This is a genomic window from Tellurirhabdus rosea (genome assembly GCF_026278345.1).
Lineage (GTDB): Bacteria > Bacteroidota > Bacteroidia > Cytophagales > Spirosomataceae > Tellurirhabdus > Tellurirhabdus rosea.
The window spans coordinates 4,224,587-4,243,779 of sequence record NZ_CP111085.1 but is presented as its reverse complement, the minus strand read 5'-3'; the positions used below and the strand labels follow the sequence as shown (position 1 = coordinate 4,243,779).

Here is a 19,193-nt window from a genome sequence, read left to right as displayed (position 1 = left end):
ACCTGTGCGAACGTTCCTGGAACTAGCCTCAGAAACTTGCTAGTACCGGCAGATAGTGCGTGTGTTGCATCATCAAAACGCACATAACACGCACGTAACGAATGGAAACGCAGGTAATTTTAAACGACGCCACCTTAACCAAAACCGAAAAAATCCGCCGCCTCCTGGCACTGGGCCTGACCCGCCGCCAGGTGGCTGACCTGACCGGCGGCAACTACGGATTTGTTCAGAACGTTTTCGCCAAGTACTGGCCTAACCAGGTACGGAGCCGCGCCGGCCAGCCTGCCGACACTTTCACCTTCATCGCCTTCAACCGCCGCTTCGGAGTCGAGATCGAAGCCTACAACGTAGAACGCCACACGCTCGCCCGGGCGCTCAACGAAGCCGGGATTTACGCCGTAGTCGAAGGGTACAACCACACCACCCGCCCACACTGGAAAATCGTAACCGACGCCAGCATCAGCGGCCAGAACGGTTTCGAGCTGGTAAGCCCGATTCTGGAAGGCTCCGAAGGACTGGAGCAGCTCCGGACGGTCTGCCGGATCCTGAAGCAGCAGCACGCCTACATCAACCGCTCCTGCGGCCTGCACATCCACTTCGACGCCGAAAACATCGGCCTGCCGCAAACCAAGAACCTGCTCGTTAACTACGCCCGCTACGAGGCCATTATCGACAGCTTCATGCCGGCCAGCCGCCGGGCAAACACCAACGGCTACTGCCTAAGCCTGCGCGGCCGCGAAGCCGGGATCGACGCGGCCACCAGCATGCAGACCCTCGCCGGACGCGCCCTGCCGAGCCGGTATTTCAAAGTAAATTTGCAGAGCTACCTGCGGCACAAGACCATCGAATTCCGCCACCACAGCGGCACCATCGAATTCGGTAAAATTTCAAACTGGGTGTTATTTTTACACAACCTCGTTGAATACAGCCGCACCAGCCGGGTCGAGACGGCAACCTTCCAAGGCCTGACCCGTTTTCAGCAACCCGAAATTGTAACGTACATAAACAACCGCATCAGCGAGTTAGCCGCATGAGATACAAAACCGAAGACGGCGAGGTGGTAGAAGCCACCTCGCCCACAGGCATCGTAGAAGCGCTCCGGGACGGGAGCCGCTTTGCCAGCCACCAGAGCGTAGAAGAGTACATGGAAGCCTTCGCCGAACGGATGTTCGAGTGGAACGAGCAGCAGATCAAGTACGACTCGCCCGAGGCATTTGTAAGTGAATTGGTACGGGTCGGATGGCTCCGCCCGATCCAGTAAGTGTGTTATTTAGCGTGGTATTCGAAAGCCCACCGGCGTTGCCGGTGGGCTTTTTTTTGCATTGTAGGCAACCGGAATAGGCATTTGCAGGTTGCACATATGAATAATTAAAATTGTTATGAACCCATATCAAACAACCCACCCACCTGTTTTTGTCTTACTGAAAAAAATCGAAGAGACTGTTTCGAGCTGGACTCCAATCTCAGAAACATTAATTCAAACTAATCGGCCTGCTGACAGGAAGGAATGGATTCATCCGGCCATAATAAGCCAGCTGGAGCAGTTGTTTTTACCAATCCACACCCAAACGACGCCTCCATTCTCTGATTTTGTTCGCTCCAGTCTTTCCGGGTTTGACATCAATTTGCATGAACTCTATAAAGATGGCTACTACTTATACCACCATCTAACCATTTCGAGTTCAAAGCTTAAATCGGAGATTGAGTCTCACGGATTAAAGATTAAGGAGGGCTGGTATCGAATACCAGTCAGCGAATTTGATCTGCAAAATCTAGAAATCTAAATTTTAAAGCCCGCCCACCAGCGGGCTTTTTTGTGTCCTTTCTGAGTGCGCGCGGGGAAATAATCTTGCCGAAAAAAAGCCCATGGCATCCCGACGCATCGACGACCTGCACCCCTTGCTGGCCTACGCCTTCGGCCTGGCGCTGGGTGAATGGCGGATCCGCTACCCGGACCGCCCGCAACCTATCCTGACGGCCACGTACCGCTCTCCTGCCGAGCAGGACCGCCTGTTCCGCCAACCCTCTGACCGCATTGACAACGACGGCGACGGCCGCATCGACGAACCCGACGAACGGGTTACGGCTGCCCGGGCCGGTGAGTCCCCGCACAACTTCCTGCCGGCACTCGCCTTCGACGTGGCTTTCCAGACCGCCGATCGCAAGCTTGACTGGTCTCCCCGCAACTTCTCGGACTTTGCTCAGCTCGTGCTGAAGTCCGGCGGCATTACCTGGGGCGGCAACTTCAGGACCTTGCCCGACGCGCCGCACTTCGAGCTGACCGGCTGGAAGACGTTTGCCAAAATCGGCATTTAACATTCCCCAAAATTCAATGAAAATATTCCAAACGCTCATTGCCTACCTCAAAGGCTCAGCCGAGCACCTGGGCACCACCAAAAACCTGATGCGCGAAGTGCTGGTGGCGGTGCTGACGGCCGTGTGTACCTACATGGCGCTCCAGCTCCTGAAGCCGGCCGAAGCCAACCCCGTCCACGAGCTGCGCGAGGTGCTGCACCAGACCATGGACGTCCAGCGCGAAAAAGACTCGCTGCGCTGGGCCGACGAGCGCGCAGGCCTGAAAGAAACCATCGATTCCCTCAAACATGAAAACAACCTTCTGCTCCTGCGCGATTCGCTGCGCGCTAACGCTGCTTTGTCTGATCTGGATGCTGCCCGGGCGATCAACCGCGCAATCGAGGCCGCCAAAAAACGATAGCCTGGTGGTGGTTCGTCAGCTGATAGGCAACGCAAAACCTATTCTCGACAGCCTGACCCAGCTCCACTTCCTGCGCGGCCAGCACTCAGCACTCCAGCTCCAGCTGGCCGAAAGCCGAAGCAACCTCTCGGCCGCCCATGGCAGGCTGGCCGCCTCCCTGGGCCAGCAGGAGCAGTACGGCCACCAGGTCGTGCAGCTCACCTACCAGGTAGGCCAGCTGCGCCGCCGACTGGGCCGGGCACGCCTCGAAGTCTGGCTCTGGCGGACCGGTGCTGCAGTCGGAATTTACCTCAAAGTACGTCCTATGTTCCGGTAAGTCCGGGCAGCATCTTGGCACTATGAAACGAACGATTTCTCGACGGGCCGTCTTCGCCGAAATCCAGCAGGACACCCGGGGCGGTGAGCCGCACGTGTTTTCGCTGAAATACCGCAAAAAGGACGGCACCACGGGCCTGAAAGCCCGGCTCCGGAAGAGCACCAAAAACACGCCCGGAACGGGCCGCTACCGGGGCAACGTGAAGCTTAACCACGTGCTGCTGGTGGAAGATCTGGACAACAATAACCAGCCGCAAAACCTGCTGATCGACCTTCTGGTGGAGTACAACGGCCAAATCATTGACCATACAGTCTGATGGTAGAACAACTTTCGAGTAACCTGTTTGTGGTCGGCGGTGCAGCCAATGCCGCCCTGCTGCAGATCACGCCCGGCTCCCGGGATGCGGCCTACGGTCCGCCGGGCTCTGGCGCCATGGTCGACGACGGCTATCCGCACGTGCGCTGGGGAGCCAGCGACGCCCAGCCCAATGTCATGCAGAAACTCATCCAGAAGAACGGCCAGGCACAGGCCTTGCTGGAGTCCAAGCGCGACCTGATTTTCGGCTCCGGCATTGAGTTTTTTTCAAAAGAAGATCGTCGAAGACAAGATTCAGCTGGCGCCGCTCCTCGATGACAAGCTGGATCAGTGGAAGCGCAAAAGCCGGCTGTGGTACTATGCCGTAGCGGCCATCAACGAGGCCATCACCAACGGCAACATCTTCACCCGCTTCGAGTGGGATATCAAAAACAAGTGGCCGCAGCTCTCGGCCAGCGATTGCTTTGTGACCCGCATCGGCAAGCCCAAAGACGGCAAAACCATCTCCGAGTACCACGTCAACGCGGGCTTCGGCGGCCGCGGCTTCGACGAAAAAACGACCGAAAAGGTGCCCGTTTTCGACGAAGAAACCCTGGAAACGGACGTGGTGCAGATGTTTCACTCCAAAATCCCGCTTTCGGGCAACCCCTATTACTCCTACCCCTCCTGGTGGGGATCCGATGACTGGATCGAAGTGGCCAACCTGATTCCGCTGTTTCATAAATCCGGCCTCAAAAACGGCTACAACATCAAGTACCTGATCCGGATGCCCCAGGACTACTTCTCGCCCAAAGGCACCAAAGACCTCTCGGAGACCGAGAAGAACAAGAAGTTTTCCGACTTCAGTGACAACCTCTCCAAATGGCTGGCGGGTGTGGATAACGTCAACAAGAGCATGCTGATCCGCTACATGAGAGGCCAGGACGGCAAAGCCCAGGACTCGGTCGACGTCGTGCCGCTCAAAAACGAGATGTCCGACGACGCCTACAGCAAGGTCTGGGAAATGTCCTCCATCTCCATTGGCAACGCGGTCGGCATCCTGCCGGTACTGGCCGGGGTCACGCCCGGATCCAAGTCCGGCGACTCGGGAAGCCAGATCCGGGTGGTGGCCGACTACCAGCAGCACTTCCGCACGCCCATTATCCGGAAGATGGTCCTGGAGCCGGTCGAGCATGCGCTGAGCCTGATGGGCTACACCAACGTGGTGCCGGCGTTCAAGGAAGTTCTTATCACCACTCTCGACGCAAATCCGACAGGCAGCCAGGCGGTGGTTAACCACAACGCTTAAGGCCGCCCATGGAAGAAAGCCTGAAAGAAGACCTGCGCGGACTGCTCGGCGAAGCCGCCAGAATGTCGCCGCTCCTGGGCATGATGGTCGGCTACTGGATCCTGCTGATGCTGGCCAGCCAGTCGCCGAAGGAGCCGAAGGAGCCGAAGCGGGTCGCCCGAAAACGTAAAAAACGACGCAAATGGTAACGATCGAAATACTGAAAGCCCACCTGGGCGGAGTCCAGATGAGCCTGAAAATGGAAACAGTGCAGCCGTTCGTAGATACGGCCGAGCGCTGGTTCCGCAAGCGGATCGGCCGGGAGCTCTACCAGTACCTTCAGGCGGTAACCACCCCTGACGCCGCCGAGCTGGAGATGATCTCGCTGGCGCAGGCCTGCATCAGCTGGTACGCCTACAGCCTGGCCTTCCCCCATCTGAAAGTGCGCGTAGGCAACGCCGGCATGTCCAAGCAGGTGCCCCAGGATTCGGCGGCCGTCACCAAGTGGGAATACGTCGACTCCATCGAAGCCATCCAGACGATGCTTAACCGCCAGTACGAAGACTTCTGGATGCTGGTCGACGAGCTGATGCCCGAAGCCTGGACCGCTTCGGCCGCCTACCAGGCTCGTCAGGCCTTACTGCTGCGCAGCGCCACCGAGATTCTGAAGTTCGTTACGGTCGAGAACCTGGGCGTGATGCTCTACGAGCAGCTGATGCCCTACATCGCCCGGGCCGAAGAGTTCTACCTGCGGCCGCTGGTTACCGAAGACGACTACGATCACCTGAAAGCCGGGTGGAAAGCCCCAACTGCCGTGCTTTCGACCCAGGAGCAACGCCTGGTGGAACTGCTCCAGCCGGCACTGGCTCACCTGGCCATTTTTGAAGCGTATCCCTACCTGCGCCTGTCGATCAGCTCGCGGGGCATCAGCGAGAAGCGTTCGAAAGACGGACTGATGGAGGAAGTCTCGCCCAGCATCGACGCCATCAACACCCAGCACCGGCAGCTGTTCATCGACGGCCAGCTCTACCTGAACCGGGCCAAAGAGTATCTCGACCGGACGGCTTCGAACGTGGCCTTCATCGGCTACCGGGCCGCCCACCCCATCGGCAGCAGCGACGACGACAATGCGGATTACTCAAATACACCCCATATCCTGCTATGAACGCACAAGCTGGCCGCGTGAACGGCCGTCATTTTCAACCAAACATCACCATCGGCATGAGTTCCGAAGACAACAATCTCGACCAAGACAAACAGGCACTGGAAGAGCGTCGGCGCAAATTTCAAAATCTGGAAGATGAGTTCATGCGCGAATCCCAGGAGCTGGCCAAGGAGGAAGAGCTGCTCCGGATGAAAGAGCAGGAGCGCCTGCGCCAGGAGCGCCAGGAGCTGCTCGACCACGCGACCTACTGCCAGCAGCTGGCCGACCAGGCTAGCGACCCTGAGCAGGCCGACAAATACGCCCGGCTCGCCCGCGAACACTACACCCGGGCGCAGGCCATCCGGATGCCCGGCGAAGAGCCCGCGATCGTACCCCAGGCCAAAGTACCCTTCTGGCAAACCCGCGCTGGCCAGCGCCTGGCTGTTGCCCTGCAGGTGGCCGCGGCCATCCTGGTGATGCTCTGGGCGGCGTCGATGTTCGACGTCATCAAGACCAAAATCGTAGCCATCAACGCGGGTTTGCCCGAAGACGCCCGCTCCAGCTATTACAATCTCGACGAGTTCCAGAAGTTCTTCTTCCACTTGTTTGTGGAGCTGGCCAACGTGACCACCGTACCCATCAAAGCTTTCATCCTGTTCCCGGCCGTTGCCTGGTACGCCGCATCCGGACTACGACGGGAGTTCACCAAAAACCTCACACCATGGCAGCGCGTACAGGTCACCTTATTCTTGCTTTTCTGTTTGTTGCTGCACTCAGCGCTGTCGCATTAACGCGAAAAAAGCCGCAGCGCCCGAAGGCGCGCCGGCCACCGGCCATCCTGCCGAGTCGGCCCGTCACCTTCGACGAAACGGCGCTGCGGCTGGCCATCCGCGATTCGGCCTTTCGCTTTGTTGGCCTGCTGGAGTCGCCCGGGCGCGACAACCGGGCACCCTGGCTCGACGAGCTCAACGCCGGTACCGGTTTTCCGATCGGCTCCCGGTACTGCGCCATCGGGCTCTACCGGGCGTACCTGGTAGCCGGTGTCCGGCTACCGGTTTCTGCGCCCGGGCGCGTGAATGCCTACTTCCTGGACGCCGACCGGATCATCTACCGGCGCAACGCGCAGCTGCACTACAGCCGGGAGCCGCAGCGCATGGACTGGGTGTCGCTTTTCGAATCGCACGTGGAAGCCTACGACGAGCCATCCGGATGGCTTCAGCGCGGCATTGATTCCGACCGGGCACTCGACAAACAGGATGCCGAAGACCAGCTGCGGGAACGGCGGGTGTGGCTCATCGGCTATAACACCTCGGGCGGCCGCGGTACCCGCGAAGGCGTTTACCGCAACAAACGCAAAGTGAAGGACATCAAAAAGATCGCCAACCACCTGACCCCGTTTCTGAAAGCATGGCCGAAATCCCGTTAATCCCGCTGGGCCCGCTGGCTGATCTGTGGCAGCAGATCACCGATCCGGTCCTGCTGTACATGGTCGCCGCGGCCGCCGTTGTCCGTTTTTTTCAATTCATCCTTTTTAACAACCATGAAAAATCTGCAAAACGAGCTGACGCTCCTGGAGCGCCTGTCGGCTCCCACTCCGAAACTGTTCCGGACCATCCGAAACCTTGGACTTATCGTGGCGGCTATCAGCAGCACCCTGATTGGCCTCGCCCAGCAGGGCATCAATCTGCCTCCCCTGCTCGACTCCCTGGCCTCGTGGCTGGGCGTAGTGGCGGGGATCATCGCCACGGCAGTCAGTTCGCTGACGGTCGATCTGGAGGCGTTTAAGAAGCAAACAGCGCTGAAATGATTGATGGCTTTCTGGCTGGACGTAAAATCCAGATTCCCGAGTCCTGGGCAGAACTTCCGGCCGGCAAAGTGCCGGAAGTTCTCCAGCTCCTGTACGTGCTGCCCGAGAGCGGACAGACCTACCACGAGCTGCTCCGCATCTGCCTGGGCATGGGCCGGCGGCAGTGGAAGGCGCTCATCGGCCCGTTCTTCGCCGCGGATTTAAGTGACGAAGAAAAGCAGGAGAACGCCCTTGTGCTGCACAACGTGATGACGATGGTATCCTGGCTCTGGACCCAGCCCGTTACGGTGCGGCCGTTCCCGCACTTCGATCACGACGACGTGCGCTACCTGCTGCCCGAAGAGCAGATGAAGACGATGTCGTTTGGCGAGCTTTCTGACGCCCACATCCATTTCACCGCTCACGTCAAAGGCATGGCGGAAGGCGACGAGCAGCTCGACCTGCTGGTGGCCACCATCTGCCGGCCGCAGCGCCCGGGCGATTGCGAGTCCGATCCGGCCTGGGACGGAGACCACCGGGAGCCCTACAATCCCGCCCTGACCGAGTACCGGGCAAAGAAGCTGGCCAGCCTGCCGATCGACATCAAAACCGGGATTCTGGTGTACTTCGCCGGCATGGAAAAGGACGTGCTCGACCATTACGACATTTTCGAGAGTGCGTCGCCTGACTCTGCCGGCGAGGAAGAATATCCGGGCCAGGGCTGGATCAAGAACCAGCACCTGATTGCTGCCACCGGCATTTTCGGAAACATGCGCGACACTAAAGGCACGTCGGTCCACGACATTCTGCTTTACCTGGAAGAAGACAAAAAAGACCGCGCTGCCCGGGCGAAGGCGGAAGCGGCGATCAACAGATAATCCAATGAACCCCACTGCTACCCAATTATTCTGGTCCTATTTTGAGCCTATTGCCCAGGCCACACCAGGCGTCAACAAAGTCCTGCTCAGTGACGGCGACCGCATGGACCGCCTGGTGGCCGACAGCCGATCGGAAGACCTGTACCCGGTCGTGTTTCTGCTCCGGCCCCGCTGGACCGGCCGCGAAATGGGCGGCATGGACGTGGCCGCATTCGACGTGCGCTTCTTTGTATTCGTGGAAGCCTCCATGGCCGAAGATGCCGACCAGGACCGGGCTTACGACGATGCCGAGCGCATTGCCTCCGATATCATCCGGACGATCCGGGAAGGCGGCCGCGTCTACGAATCAGTCTTCGACTTCGATTCGCTGAGCATCGACCCTGTTCGGTTCGTGGGCATGGACACGGTCTGGGGCGTGGAATGCCGCTGCAAGATCGGCCTGGCCGTCAACGAGATTTTTAACTCGTAACCACCCATAGCCGTCCTTTCCTACTCCCCCGAGCCGGCGCATCTTCACTTAAAAAAGCACTGCCATGATTGATGCGCTGGCTCAAAACCTTACGTTTCTCCCCCTTAAATTCAGTCGAAACCGGATCGACCACGTCGTTGATCCGGCTGACACCTCGCTTTCCGACCGCTCCCGGCTGCGCTATTACCTCGAAATTCTGGTGCCCGAGTTTCCCCAGTCGACGGCGTTCGAGCCGCTGGTGAAACTGCCCGGCACCGAAAAGCCGCCGGTCACCTCGGGCGGAGCGACCACCTACGAAGGCGCGTTTTTCCCCCACATCAACGAACTGCTCGACGGCTTTCTGGAGCGGACCAAACCGCAGTCCGCACAAAGCGCCATGTCGCTTTCGGCCAGCCTGACGATGCCCTACTGCCTGCGCGAATGGGTGGAAAATGACGGGACCCCCATTTCCGGCACGGACAAAACCAGCGCCAAACAGCACGCCATCAAGGCCGGACTTTCCGAGGAAGACTACGCCGGCTGGGGAGAAGTGTTCTTTGACCGGTACCAGCAGACCAACCGCCGTTTTCTTACCTGGCAGCCCGACCGCAAAGTGGTTTCCGAAACGAGCGAAGAGTACCTGTATTTCCTGCTTAACTGCACGCCACTGCCCACCACCATCCGCCGGCGCGTGGAAGTAACCTACAGCGACGGAACGGCCGAAACGCTGACCGTAGGCTCGCTGTCCGGACCGGCGCTCTACCAGGTGGCCTGCGTGCCGGCCGGTCCGGCTGCGCTGGGCCTGACGAGCCTTGCCAAAGAGGCCACCTCCTACAGGGTCTGGCTCTCGGACGGGGCAAACAACCGCATCAGCGAGGTTCGCTCCTTCCGCATCGACCGGCAGTACCGCCGGGCTGAGCGGCACCTGTTGTTTTCCAATTCGCTGGGCGGCTGGGACACGCTGCGCCTGGTGGGTGACGGCAGCCAGAGCCTGAAGACCCAGCGCCTGACGGCCCAGATGGAACGGCCTGTGGGAGCGGCGGCCGATTATCCCGAGCTGCGGGTGGTGTACATCCAGGGCGAGCGGGAACTGGTGGTGTCGACCGGCTTTTTCGAGCGGGCTGCCGCCGATCGGCTGCGGTACCTGGGCGATCTGATGCTGTCGGAAGAGTTGTACCTGGTCACCGACCGCGGTCACCAGCCGGCCGAGCTGGCCACCACCTCGCTGGTCGACGCCGAAGACAATCCGGATCTGGTTTCGCGTACCTTCACCATCCGGCTGACAACGCCGGTGCAGAACTACAGCAACCTGCCGGCAAGCCCGGCGCAGCCTGCCCGGCCAACGGGCTGGATTGGCATCAACGTCGTGCACATCCTGGATTCCTTCGGCAAACGTACCGGCCGCGGCCGACCAATGAAACTGCGGAAGGTGTATCTGGACGATTACTCGGTTGTGAAGCCGCTGACGGAAAAGCCCAATGTTGCCGGCGATCCGGATTACATCGACTCCAACTTTGTGCCGGGTGTCGATCCGGGCAGTACGCCCTATCCCAGCGATGCCATCAGCCGCATGGGTGAATTCGTCCGGACGAACTGCCCCACTGGGCAGGTGGGCGGCCCGGCCCTGATCGAAATTGCCGCGGGCCGCTGGGGCGGAGAGTCGCCCGGCGATGCAAATGTGCTGGCTGAAGCCGAATGGCAATCCCTCAATACGCAGGCGTACGCAAATCAGCATGGATCCTGCACTCTCTCTCCCGAGCTGTACGCCCAGACCGTTCCGGCGGGGCAATTCTGGTACCGGACGGGCAACCCGGCGTCTTTTGGCATCTACTGGTACAGCGGTCCAACGGGATCCGAAAACGTGGGTAACACCTGGGACCTGCAAGGCCAGAACCGGCCCTTTATCTACCCGGTCGGCACGCACAACTTCGCCCTGCCGGTAAAACCCGACAGCTGGCGGATGCTCATGTTTGCGCCGGCAGGTAGCACACGCCGTCTCCAGATCTGGAGTAACGGCACCTTGCAGCACGATCAGAACTACACCATGAACAGCGATGGCTACGAGCACATCAACATGCCCTTCAACCCGGCTTCAGGTGCTCGCCTTTACTTTAAACTTTCGGCCGTAGCATGAACGGAAACGGAATTCAGATACGCTTTGACGGGCAGGTAGTGGACCTGCCCAAAGACTTTAAGGTGGATATCGAGCGGGTATCGCCTTACCTGACTTTTGAAGATATCCTCAGTCCCCGCACGACCATTCCGGCGCTGCCGGCAACGGCCCGAAACCGGCAGATCCTGGGCTATCCGGATCTGCTCCAGTCGGACAATGTCGCCTTTCAGTACGAGTGCCAGACCTACTTCAACGGCCAGCTCATAAACCAGGGCATCGGCGTAATCACGGAAGTAGCCGAAGCAGGCTACAGCTTTGGCGTGGTGCAGGCGCTGGGTCAGTTCTTTGGCGACTACCAGACCGAACTGCTAACAGAGATCGATCTGGGCACGGTGGCTATTCCGGCGCCGCTGACGGCCGTCGTACAGCAGGGCGGCCGCGATGCCTGCTGCTTTCCGGCCATGGTCAATCCCGACTTTTACGGTAGCAACGGCGGACAGGTAGGTTACAGCTGGGTTATGAACGATATCAGCGGCGGGGTGTACACGGCCGAAGGTCCCAAGATTCCGATGTTCTTTGTGCCGTTTGTGCTGCACCGGATTGCCCAGCTGACGGGCACTACCATCGAAGGAGACTTTCTGACCCATCCGGTTCTAAGCAAACTCTTTATCGTCAACACCCGGGCGCTCGACGGCGCGGCGTCGGCCGACGTGGCCAGGCACCTGCCCGAAATGAGCGTGGCCACTTTCCTGCTGGAGCTGCGGAAGATGTTCTGCCTGAAGATGGACATCGATACGGTCAGCAAGCGGCTGCGGCTGGATTTCCTGAAAGACATGCTCGCCCGGCCGACGCGGCTCGACTGGAGCCGTAAAGCTGTCAAACAGTACCGGAAAGTACCCGAAACGGCGCGGCGGCTGCAGCTGGGTTCCGACCTGGACTCGGGCGATGCGCTCTCGAAGGACAAACCGCCGCAGCTCGACGATTACCTGACGCCGGAACTGGACACGCCCACCCAGATCGCCCAGATGAAAACCAGGTTCTCGGCTCTTTTGATGGATCCGGATGTGGGCATACCGGCACTACGGCAGCAGGGCATTACTCAGCTTTTTAATCAGGGTGCGGGCAAGTTTGGAGCAAGGCTTTGCCTTTGGAAAGGCTTTGAGGAAAACTATCCGGTTTCGGCATCGACGCTGTACGGCGTCTCCCTGTATTGGAAATCGCCCGATGGCGCGCCCGGTACCGGCCTGGCCGACGTCTTCTGGCGGCCTTACATCGAAATGCGAAAGCGCCAGTATTACGCGAGCCGGGAGCTCGTGCTGACCGAAACTGACCTGGCCGGGCTCGACTTTTCGGAGAAGATCCATATCAACGGCGTGGACTATTTGCTCGCCCGGGTTCAGGTAAGCCTGCCCATCAAAGCGCCGGCGCAATGTCTGCTGGTGCGGGTGTAAATGTTTTTCAGGCAGTTACATGCCAGTCGCTACAGTTGGCGTTGAAGCCTGTTTACAGCTGTCAACCGGTTTTTATGTTTACGGATGTAAAAGCTGCTTGTCCTTCCAGCCTGATGCGCTACTTTTGCCCTGCGATCATTAGTTTTCCTTGACAGAGTAGCCAGCCGGCCAGCGATTCACGATCTGGTCGGCTGGCATTCTGTTGCAAGTACAGAGCATTTGGCTACTCGTCAAGGAGTAAACAATGATCGCAGTGACCAGCCGACCTCCATATTTCAGTCCTTCCCCTGCCGCCCTTATAGGGCCAGCTTGCGAGCTCAATTAAATAATGATCGCGCATGCTTAACGGCAAAGTAAAACCCCTTTTAAAAACTCCGATTACCTATTACGGCGGCAAGCAGATGATGCTGCGCCACATCTTACCACTCATTCCCGAGCACCATACCTACGTGGAGCCTTTCTTCGGCGGTGGCGCGGTGTTCTGGGGTAAAGCGCCCAGCGCGGCCGAAGTCGTCAACGACATCAACAACCGGCTGATCACGTTTTACAAGGTGCTCAAGTACGACATCGACGAGCTGCAGCGGCTCATCGACGACACGTTTCACAGCCGGGCCCAGCACCGGGAAACCGATGCCGAGTACGAGTCCGGCGAGGAAGAGATCAGCGACGTGCTGCGCATGGCCTGGGCCGTGTGGGTGCAGACCAACATGAGCTTCAGCTCGGTCATCGGCGGGGGCTTCGGCTTCGACCGATACGGCAAATGCGCCCTGAAGATTTACAATAAAAAGAAGCTGCTCACCGAGGCCTACCAGGAGCGGATGAAAAAGGTCACCATCGAAAGCTACGACGTGCTGAAGGTGATGAAGGCCTACGACGCGCCGGATGCGTTTTTCTATCTGGATCCACCGTACGTCAGTTCCGAGCAGGGGCATTACGACGGTTATACCGAAGCCGACTTTCGCCGGCTCCTGGAGTTCTGCGCCACCATGAAGGGCAAGTTTCTGCTGAGCTCCTACCCGGAGCCGGCGCTGCTGGAGTACCGGGAGCGGCTGGGCTGGAAGAGTTCGGACCAGACTCGCAAAGTGGCCGTCGACGGAAAGCGGCAGGGCTCCAAGGAAAAGGTTGAATGCCTGACGTGGAATTACTAACGCAAAGCCTGGCCAGTCGGTCAGGCTTTTTTTAGTCCTTACATTCTGCGGCCGGCCGTGCCACTTTCGTAGCATGGCGAATGGTCTGAATCCAATCTTATCGGAAATCCCCGAAAACGCGAATCTGGCGTGGGTGGCGGCGAAAATTCTCGACCGCACCTACTCCCAGGCAGTACCCATCCTGAAAGCCCGTCTGGCGGCCGCTAATCTCGAACTAACGGGTCGGTTGCTGGCCAGCCTCTCCTCCCACGTCAACGCGCTCTATCAGGAAAATGTGGTGACGGCCGTGCTCCAGATGGAAGCCTACGGCGCACTGCAGGACCTGAAGCACCTGCGCTACACGGGCCAGCCGCCCGTAAACGACTGGGGCGGAAGGCTGGAGTACTCCATGTCGTACCTGGTCCAGAAGAGCATGGAGACAGGCACCTTCACCTATGATAAGGTTCCTGGCTATCCGGACGGTGTTTTCCCGGCCGACCGCTCCAAGGCCATCGAGCGTATTGCCTGGGCCCTGGCCCGCAGTCGGGTGAAAAACCCCAACGTCACCAACGCCGGCCGCGGCTGGCTGATGAAGACCTACTTCGAAGAATTCATTCAACCATTCGAACAGCAGATTATGGATGCCGCCTGGGCGGTGGCCCTCCGGACGTTTGACGCATTCGAGAAAAAAAATCAGAAATAAATGGCACTCGGCGACGAAACCAGAAAACTCACCTTTCAATTCGACGGCAAACAGGCAGGTAACGAATTGAAGGTCCTTCAGGAGAATGCAGACACCCTGAAGAAAAAGCTGAAGGATATCGAAAAGCAGGGACTCAAAGGCAGTCCAGAGTGGCTGGAAGCCAAGAAAGCGTTCGACGATACCAACAAGGCCGCTACCACGCTGCAGAAGACGATGAAGGCGTCGGAGCTCACCTACGGACAGTTGATCAACCACGTAGGTAAGCTTGAAAAAGAGTTAAAAGGTCTGGTGCCTGGTCAGGCAGCTTATAACAAAAAACTGGCCGAGCTAGGGGAAGCTAACAAGGTCCTGAACCAGCACCGCCGGCAAATCAACGAAGTCAAGAACGCGGCTGAAGAACTGGCTAAACCCGGCCTCTGGGATCGGACCAAGAACATGATATCGGGTCTGGGTGTGGCGGCCGTCGCCTCCTTTACCGGCATAGCCGCTTCCATCGGCAGCGCTTTCGGATTTTCCATCGGCAAATTCCGGGAGTTTGACGCCGCCGCTCAGGAGCTGTCGGCCGTCTCAGGCCTGGTGGGCGACGATTTTGAGTACCTCAAAAAGCAGGCTAATGAAGTAGGGCCAGCAGTCGGCAAATCCGGTGCGGAAATGCTCGAGGCCTACAAACTGATGGGTTCAGCCAAACCCGAACTGCTGGCCAATAAGGAAGCCCTGGCGGCTACCACCCTGGAAGCCATCAAGCTGTCGCAGGCCGGTAAGATTGATCTGCCACTAGCTACCAAGGTAGTAGCCGAATCGCTTAACCAATGGGGCGAAGGAGCCGATAAGGCAGGCAGGTTCGTCAACGTGATCGCGGCTGGAGCCAAAGAAGGCGCGGCCGAAATCTCCGAAATGAGCATGTCGCTGAAGGCTTCGGGTACAGTAGCTGCAGCCGCAAATGTGAGCTTCGAACAGACCAACGCCATGCTGCAAAGTCTGTCGACGATTGCCCTCAAAGGCGAGCAATCCGGAACGATGCTGCGTAACGTGCTTATCAAACTCCAGTCCGGTGCCAAGGAAACAAACCCGGCTGTAGTGGGTCTGGATAAAGCCCTGGAGAACCTGGGTAAACAGAACCTGTCGACGGCTCAGCTGGCCAAGATGTTCGGTACCGAAAACATCGTGGCTGCCCAGCACATCATCAAAAAGCGGAAGGAAATCGGCGAGCTGACAACGAAGCTGACCGGTACCAAAGAAGCCTACACGCAGGCGCAGAAAAACACCCAGACTCTTGATCACACCATCAAGCAGGCAACGGCCACCGTTACGGGTTATGCCGTCTCCTTCGGTCAAAAGCTGGCTCCGGCCGTGAAACTAGGCATTGAGTACGGGCTGGCATTTATGCGAGCACTGGCCAGCCTTCCCAAGTTCATTTCTGACAACCGGGTGGCGCTGGGGCTGCTGGTAGTCGGTCTGGTGGCGTTCAACAGGGAAATGATCCTGGCGCAGGCGGCTTCGCTCAGAATGGCCGCTTTGGAGCGGGCGCGGGCCATCGCCTCCCAACTGGCCGCCGCAGCGGATAGGATCAGGGCGGCTCAGGCTGCTCAAAAAGCCGCTGCTGAAGCTGCTGCCAACGTTGTTACTACGGCCGGAACGGCGGCCACAAACGCGGCTACAGTTGCGACAAGTCGCCGGACAATTGCCGAACGATTGCAGGCTGCTCAGGCTACGGCCATGACTCTAATCGATAAAGGGCGAGTGCTATTGACCAACGCTTTGACCGTCGCCCAGAACGCCTTTAATGTTGCGTTGAAGAACAATCCAATCGGTCTGGTTATAACTGTGGTGGCAGGTCTGGCCTTCTGGCTGACTGATCTGTACGGTAAAAACCAGAAGGTCAGAGCTTCCTTTTCCGGTCTTTTCGCCGCATTTAAGGAAGGAATTGCGATTATCAGCCGGATGTGGCAGGCCATCAAAAATCTGGACTTTTCCGCTTTATCAAAGGAAATGGACACGGCCAGCTCACGAATGGCCGCAGCTTTCACCAAAGGTTATCATGACCGCATAACCAGTGAAATGCCCAAGGCCGCCAAAAAAGCCGCTGAAGCCGCCGGACAGGAAACTATCAAAACCAACCAGCAAACCCAGAATACCCTTACCGAGGAAGAGAAAAAAGCCCAGGAGAAGCGCGAAAAAGCCGCCGAGAAAGCCCGCAAAAAGCAGCAGGAAGAGCACAAAAATCACCTGGAGAAAATCAAGGAAGCCAACGCCGAAGCGCTCCAGAAAATCGACGAGCTCGAAAACGAGAACTACGTGGCTTTTATCAGGCGCACCAAAGGCGAAGTGGAAGCCGAGAAGGTAAAGCTGGCCCAGCAGCTGGATGCCGAACTGCTGGCGGTACAGAAGTCGCTGGCGTCGGCCGAAAATAAGCAGAAACAGCGGGCCGCCATTTTTGCCAAGTACGAGTGGCAGATCGTCGAAGTGGAAAAGAAGGCCACCGAGGAAAGCGAGAAAAAGAAGGAAGAGAAAGTCAGGGCTGAATACGACCGCCAGCAGAAACTGCTGAGCCATAAAAAGACCATTCTCGACGCCGAGCACAAAGCCGAGCTGATGATGCTCGACGGGCTGGAGCTGGCCAACCGCAACAACGCCAATAAGCTAATCGACCTGCAGCGCGACCGGCTGGAGAAAGAGCACAAGTACCGGCAGCAGAAGCTCGATCTCGACACGGCCGCCGAGAAGGCCAAAGCCCAGCACGAGATCAAGGATAAAGACGAACTGGAGAAGGCGCTCCGCCAGATCGAGAAGAACTACGACGGGGCAAAGCTGGCCGACACCCAGCTCTACGAAAAGTCGAAACTCGAAATTGAGAAGGCCGCCCACGAGGAGCGCACCCGGAAACTGACGGCCGTCAGTACTGGATTCCAGGCCTTGCTGAAGGGCGACGTCAGCGCGTTTGCGTCGGCCATGGGCGGCATGGTGCAGGGCGAGAAAAAGGCCTGGCAGCAGCGACTCGACGAGAACATGAAGAACTACGAAGCGGTTGGCCAGATGGCCGTGGCCGCCGTGCAGTTCCTCAATGACTTAGCCCAGAAGCGGGCCGAAAAAGCCATCGCCCAGATCCACCGGGAACGCGACGCGGCCGTCTCGAGTCTACAGGAACGCCTCTCGACCGAGAAGGCGCTTCAGGACGCCGCGGAAGCCGAGAAACAGCGCCTGGTCGACGAGTCGAACGCCAAGGTTCAGTCGCTGAAAGACGCGGCCTCCAAGCAGGTGTCCGATCTGGAGGCGGCTTACCGCGAAATCTCCAACGAGAACAACAAAGCCAAGCTCGACGAGCAACTGGCCGCCTACCAGGCGAACGCTGCTGAGAAGAGCCAGGAAGCGCGCGCAGCGGCCGATGATGCCATCGCTTCAGCGAAAGACGAAGCCGAAAAGAGCATTGCCGAAACGACCCGGGCCAAACAGGAAGCCATCACGGCGGCCAACAACGTCCGGGAAGAGAAGATCATTGCGGCCGAAGCGACGCGGGATGCGGAGATCAACGCCATCAACGCCCGCAAAGACATCGACCAGGCAACGCGCGCGCAGCTGATCGCCGAAGCCCAGGCAAAGTTTGAGCAGGAAAAGTCGATGGCCAGTCAGGAGGCTGACCACAAGATCACCGAGGCAACCAAGGAAGCGGACATGAAGCTGGCCATGGCCCAGCAGACGATGGACCTGAAGATTTCGATGGCTGAGCTGACGCGGGATGCGGAGCTGGAAGCCATAAAGGAAATGCAGAACGGCAATACCGAAGCGGCCAAAGCCATTCTGGCCCGGGCGAAAGCCGACCAGAAGGAGAAGATCAAAATGGCCAAAGAGCAGGCCGACCAGACCATTGCCCAGGCCGAAAAGGAAAAGCGCGAAAAGCTCAAACTCGTCGAACAGGAGAAGGCCACCCGGATCGCCAACCAGAAGGAGCTAAACCGCCAGATCGCCTCGGAAAACGCCAAAGCAGCCGCCAAGGAGAAAGACGAAAAACGCAAGGCCTGGCAGGCGCAGAAGCGGGCCGATATCGCCACGGCCATTATCACCGGTGCCCTGGCGATGCTGAAGTCGCTGGCCGGCGCGCCGTTCCCATTGAACCTGGTGTTTGCGGCCGTGACGGCAGCCATGACGGCCATTCAGGTGGTGAAAATCAGGAACCAGCCCGAGCCGCAGTTCGCCCAGGGTGGCTTTATCGCCCAGGGTGGAAAGCACGGATCCAGATACGGCGAAGGAGGCATCGCCCTGGTGGACCGGGCCTCCGGAAGAGAAGTCGGTGAAATGGAAGGTGGCGAAGCCATCGTGTCGGCCGACCAGACCGAGGCCAACCTGCCGCTCTTGAACCAGATGTTTGCCAACGCCCGCAATCCGAGCAAACGCCGGCAGCCCATCGACCGCGCTCCCATGGCCTTCAAATCCGGTGGTGTTTTTGAATCCGGATACTGGGACAAAGAGATGTACCTGTTCGGATCCAAGAAAAAGAAGGAAGCCGAGAAAGCCGCCAGGGCCGCCGAAGCGGAAGCCGCAGCGGCCTCCGGGCCCGACATGAGTGAATACAGCGTGGAAGGGGCCGACGTGGGCAGCGTGGAAGGAGGTGGCGAAGCCTCGGGCGAACTGGATGCCGCCAAGAAAATGGGCTCCGACCAGATCAAGCTGCTGACCGAGATCCGGGACGCGGTAAAGGCCAACGGCGAAGACATGGATGCGGCACTCAGTAAAATGTCGGTACGTCTGGGTCTGTCGATTGCGACAATGGGTCAGGAAGTTTCGGGCCTGAAGGGCAGCATCAACGCTGTGGAAGGAGCCGTGCGGGAAGTGAAGTCGGCCGTCGACGGTGTGCAGGGCGCAGTTCACGGTACCAACCAGGGCAGCCGGCTGGATGCGCTGCTGGGAGCCATGTCAAAATTTAGCGGAAAATAA

General features: G+C 58.7%; 21 protein-coding genes. All 21 read left to right on the top strand.

Annotation, left to right across the window (positions count from 1 at the left end; all coding sequences use genetic code 11):
- Positions 1 to 101 precede the first annotated feature (101 nt).
- The gene (locus ORG26_RS17985; RefSeq protein ID WP_266364212.1) at positions 102 to 1,034 is read left to right on the top strand and encodes an amidoligase family protein; all 933 of its coding nucleotides are present in this window, start codon (positions 102 to 104) and stop codon (positions 1,032 to 1,034) included.
- Complete coding sequence (locus tag ORG26_RS17980; RefSeq protein ID WP_266364210.1) at positions 1,031 to 1,261, top strand: hypothetical protein; 231 nt, start codon at positions 1,031 to 1,033, stop codon at positions 1,259 to 1,261. Before ORG26_RS17985 ends, ORG26_RS17980 begins: the two co-directional genes overlap by 4 nt.
- 118 nt (positions 1,262 to 1,379) lie before the next feature.
- The gene (locus ORG26_RS17975) at positions 1,380 to 1,784 is read left to right on the top strand and encodes a hypothetical protein (RefSeq protein ID WP_266364208.1); all 405 of its coding nucleotides are present in this window, start codon (positions 1,380 to 1,382) and stop codon (positions 1,782 to 1,784) included.
- Positions 1,785 to 1,866: 82 nt separating this feature from the next.
- A complete protein-coding gene (locus ORG26_RS17970) occupies positions 1,867 to 2,316 on the top strand; it encodes a M15 family metallopeptidase (protein WP_266364206.1) in 450 nt (149 codons plus the stop codon).
- 16 nt (positions 2,317 to 2,332) lie between these two features.
- Positions 2,333 to 2,716: a hypothetical protein gene (locus tag ORG26_RS17965; RefSeq protein ID WP_266364204.1), complete on the top strand. Its 384-nt coding sequence runs from the start codon at positions 2,333 to 2,335 to the stop codon at positions 2,714 to 2,716.
- Between the two features lie 4 nt (positions 2,717 to 2,720).
- Positions 2,721 to 3,032, top strand: coding sequence for a hypothetical protein (locus ORG26_RS17960; RefSeq protein WP_266364202.1), 312 nt, complete (start codon positions 2,721 to 2,723; stop codon positions 3,030 to 3,032).
- 22 nt (positions 3,033 to 3,054) lie between these two features.
- Positions 3,055 to 3,348, top strand: a complete 294-nt coding sequence (locus ORG26_RS17955) for a hypothetical protein (RefSeq protein ID WP_266364200.1) — start codon at positions 3,055 to 3,057, stop codon at positions 3,346 to 3,348.
- Complete coding sequence (locus tag ORG26_RS17950; protein ID WP_266364198.1) at positions 3,348 to 3,665, top strand: VanW family protein; 318 nt, start codon at positions 3,348 to 3,350, stop codon at positions 3,663 to 3,665. Before ORG26_RS17955 ends, ORG26_RS17950 begins: the two co-directional genes overlap by 1 nt.
- The gene (locus ORG26_RS17945) at positions 3,604 to 4,635 is read left to right on the top strand and encodes a hypothetical protein (protein ID WP_266364196.1); all 1,032 of its coding nucleotides are present in this window, start codon (positions 3,604 to 3,606) and stop codon (positions 4,633 to 4,635) included. The genes ORG26_RS17950 and ORG26_RS17945 overlap by 62 nt, the downstream gene beginning before the upstream one ends.
- A gap of 8 nt (positions 4,636 to 4,643) precedes the next feature.
- Positions 4,644 to 4,823 (top strand): hypothetical protein, encoded by a 180-nt coding sequence (locus ORG26_RS17940; protein WP_266364194.1) that lies wholly within the window; start codon positions 4,644 to 4,646, stop codon positions 4,821 to 4,823.
- Complete coding sequence (locus ORG26_RS17935; protein WP_266364192.1) at positions 4,817 to 5,779, top strand: DUF6712 family protein; 963 nt, start codon at positions 4,817 to 4,819, stop codon at positions 5,777 to 5,779. The genes ORG26_RS17940 and ORG26_RS17935 overlap by 7 nt, the downstream gene beginning before the upstream one ends.
- Positions 5,776 to 6,549 (top strand): hypothetical protein, encoded by a 774-nt coding sequence (locus ORG26_RS17930; protein ID WP_266364190.1) that lies wholly within the window; start codon positions 5,776 to 5,778, stop codon positions 6,547 to 6,549. The genes ORG26_RS17935 and ORG26_RS17930 overlap by 4 nt, the downstream gene beginning before the upstream one ends.
- Complete coding sequence (locus tag ORG26_RS17925; protein ID WP_266364188.1) at positions 6,480 to 7,184, top strand: hypothetical protein; 705 nt, start codon at positions 6,480 to 6,482, stop codon at positions 7,182 to 7,184. Before ORG26_RS17930 ends, ORG26_RS17925 begins: the two co-directional genes overlap by 70 nt.
- Positions 7,185 to 7,298: 114 nt before the next feature.
- Positions 7,299 to 7,565, top strand: coding sequence for a hypothetical protein (locus ORG26_RS17920; RefSeq protein ID WP_266364186.1), 267 nt, complete (start codon positions 7,299 to 7,301; stop codon positions 7,563 to 7,565).
- Positions 7,562 to 8,422, top strand: a complete 861-nt coding sequence (locus ORG26_RS17915; protein ID WP_266364184.1) for a hypothetical protein — start codon at positions 7,562 to 7,564, stop codon at positions 8,420 to 8,422. Before ORG26_RS17920 ends, ORG26_RS17915 begins: the two co-directional genes overlap by 4 nt.
- 4 nt (positions 8,423 to 8,426) lie before the next feature.
- On the top strand, positions 8,427 to 8,891 hold the full coding sequence (locus tag ORG26_RS17910) for a hypothetical protein (protein ID WP_266364182.1): 465 nt from the start codon (positions 8,427 to 8,429) through the stop codon (positions 8,889 to 8,891).
- A gap of 64 nt (positions 8,892 to 8,955) precedes the next feature.
- The gene (locus ORG26_RS17905; RefSeq protein WP_266364180.1) at positions 8,956 to 11,004 is read left to right on the top strand and encodes a DUF5977 domain-containing protein; all 2,049 of its coding nucleotides are present in this window, start codon (positions 8,956 to 8,958) and stop codon (positions 11,002 to 11,004) included.
- Positions 11,001 to 12,434 carry a hypothetical protein gene (locus tag ORG26_RS17900; RefSeq protein WP_266364178.1) on the top strand — a complete coding sequence of 478 codons (1,434 nt, stop codon included), beginning with the start codon at positions 11,001 to 11,003 and terminating at the stop codon, positions 12,432 to 12,434. The genes ORG26_RS17905 and ORG26_RS17900 overlap by 4 nt, the downstream gene beginning before the upstream one ends.
- 338 nt (positions 12,435 to 12,772) lie before the next feature.
- Positions 12,773 to 13,582, top strand: a complete 810-nt coding sequence (locus ORG26_RS17895) for a DNA adenine methylase (RefSeq protein WP_266364176.1) — start codon at positions 12,773 to 12,775, stop codon at positions 13,580 to 13,582.
- Positions 13,583 to 13,655: 73 nt separating this feature from the next.
- Positions 13,656 to 14,264 carry a hypothetical protein gene (locus tag ORG26_RS17890; RefSeq protein WP_266364174.1) on the top strand — a complete coding sequence of 203 codons (609 nt, stop codon included), beginning with the start codon at positions 13,656 to 13,658 and terminating at the stop codon, positions 14,262 to 14,264.
- Positions 14,265 to 19,193: a phage tail tape measure protein gene (locus ORG26_RS17885; protein ID WP_266364172.1), complete on the top strand. Its 4,929-nt coding sequence runs from the start codon at positions 14,265 to 14,267 to the stop codon at positions 19,191 to 19,193.

What these genes read in the sequence shown, in the direction of transcription:
- ORG26_RS17985 (WP_266364212.1), top strand. Translation starts at nt 102, where the DNA reads ATGGAAACGCAGGTAATTTTAAACGACGCCACCTTAACCAAAACCGAA.
- ORG26_RS17980 (WP_266364210.1), top strand. Translation starts at nt 1,031, where the DNA reads ATGAGATACAAAACCGAAGACGGCGAGGTGGTAGAAGCCACCTCGCCC.
- ORG26_RS17975 (WP_266364208.1), top strand. Translation starts at nt 1,380, where the DNA reads ATGAACCCATATCAAACAACCCACCCACCTGTTTTTGTCTTACTGAAA.
- ORG26_RS17970 (WP_266364206.1), top strand. Translation starts at nt 1,867, where the DNA reads ATGGCATCCCGACGCATCGACGACCTGCACCCCTTGCTGGCCTACGCC.
- ORG26_RS17965 (WP_266364204.1), top strand. Translation starts at nt 2,333, where the DNA reads ATGAAAATATTCCAAACGCTCATTGCCTACCTCAAAGGCTCAGCCGAG.
- ORG26_RS17955 (WP_266364200.1), top strand. Translation starts at nt 3,055, where the DNA reads ATGAAACGAACGATTTCTCGACGGGCCGTCTTCGCCGAAATCCAGCAG.
- ORG26_RS17950 (WP_266364198.1), top strand. Translation starts at nt 3,348, where the DNA reads ATGGTAGAACAACTTTCGAGTAACCTGTTTGTGGTCGGCGGTGCAGCC.
- ORG26_RS17940 (WP_266364194.1), top strand. Translation starts at nt 4,644, where the DNA reads ATGGAAGAAAGCCTGAAAGAAGACCTGCGCGGACTGCTCGGCGAAGCC.
- ORG26_RS17935 (WP_266364192.1), top strand. Translation starts at nt 4,817, where the DNA reads ATGGTAACGATCGAAATACTGAAAGCCCACCTGGGCGGAGTCCAGATG.
- ORG26_RS17930 (WP_266364190.1), top strand. Translation starts at nt 5,776, where the DNA reads ATGAACGCACAAGCTGGCCGCGTGAACGGCCGTCATTTTCAACCAAAC.
- ORG26_RS17925 (WP_266364188.1), top strand. Translation starts at nt 6,480, where the DNA reads ATGGCAGCGCGTACAGGTCACCTTATTCTTGCTTTTCTGTTTGTTGCT.
- ORG26_RS17920 (WP_266364186.1), top strand. Translation starts at nt 7,299, where the DNA reads ATGAAAAATCTGCAAAACGAGCTGACGCTCCTGGAGCGCCTGTCGGCT.
- ORG26_RS17915 (WP_266364184.1), top strand. Translation starts at nt 7,562, where the DNA reads ATGATTGATGGCTTTCTGGCTGGACGTAAAATCCAGATTCCCGAGTCC.
- ORG26_RS17910 (WP_266364182.1), top strand. Translation starts at nt 8,427, where the DNA reads ATGAACCCCACTGCTACCCAATTATTCTGGTCCTATTTTGAGCCTATT.
- ORG26_RS17905 (WP_266364180.1), top strand. Translation starts at nt 8,956, where the DNA reads ATGATTGATGCGCTGGCTCAAAACCTTACGTTTCTCCCCCTTAAATTC.
- ORG26_RS17900 (WP_266364178.1), top strand. Translation starts at nt 11,001, where the DNA reads ATGAACGGAAACGGAATTCAGATACGCTTTGACGGGCAGGTAGTGGAC.
- ORG26_RS17895 (WP_266364176.1), top strand. Translation starts at nt 12,773, where the DNA reads ATGCTTAACGGCAAAGTAAAACCCCTTTTAAAAACTCCGATTACCTAT.
- ORG26_RS17890 (WP_266364174.1), top strand. Translation starts at nt 13,656, where the DNA reads ATGGCGAATGGTCTGAATCCAATCTTATCGGAAATCCCCGAAAACGCG.
- ORG26_RS17885 (WP_266364172.1), top strand. Translation starts at nt 14,265, where the DNA reads ATGGCACTCGGCGACGAAACCAGAAAACTCACCTTTCAATTCGACGGC.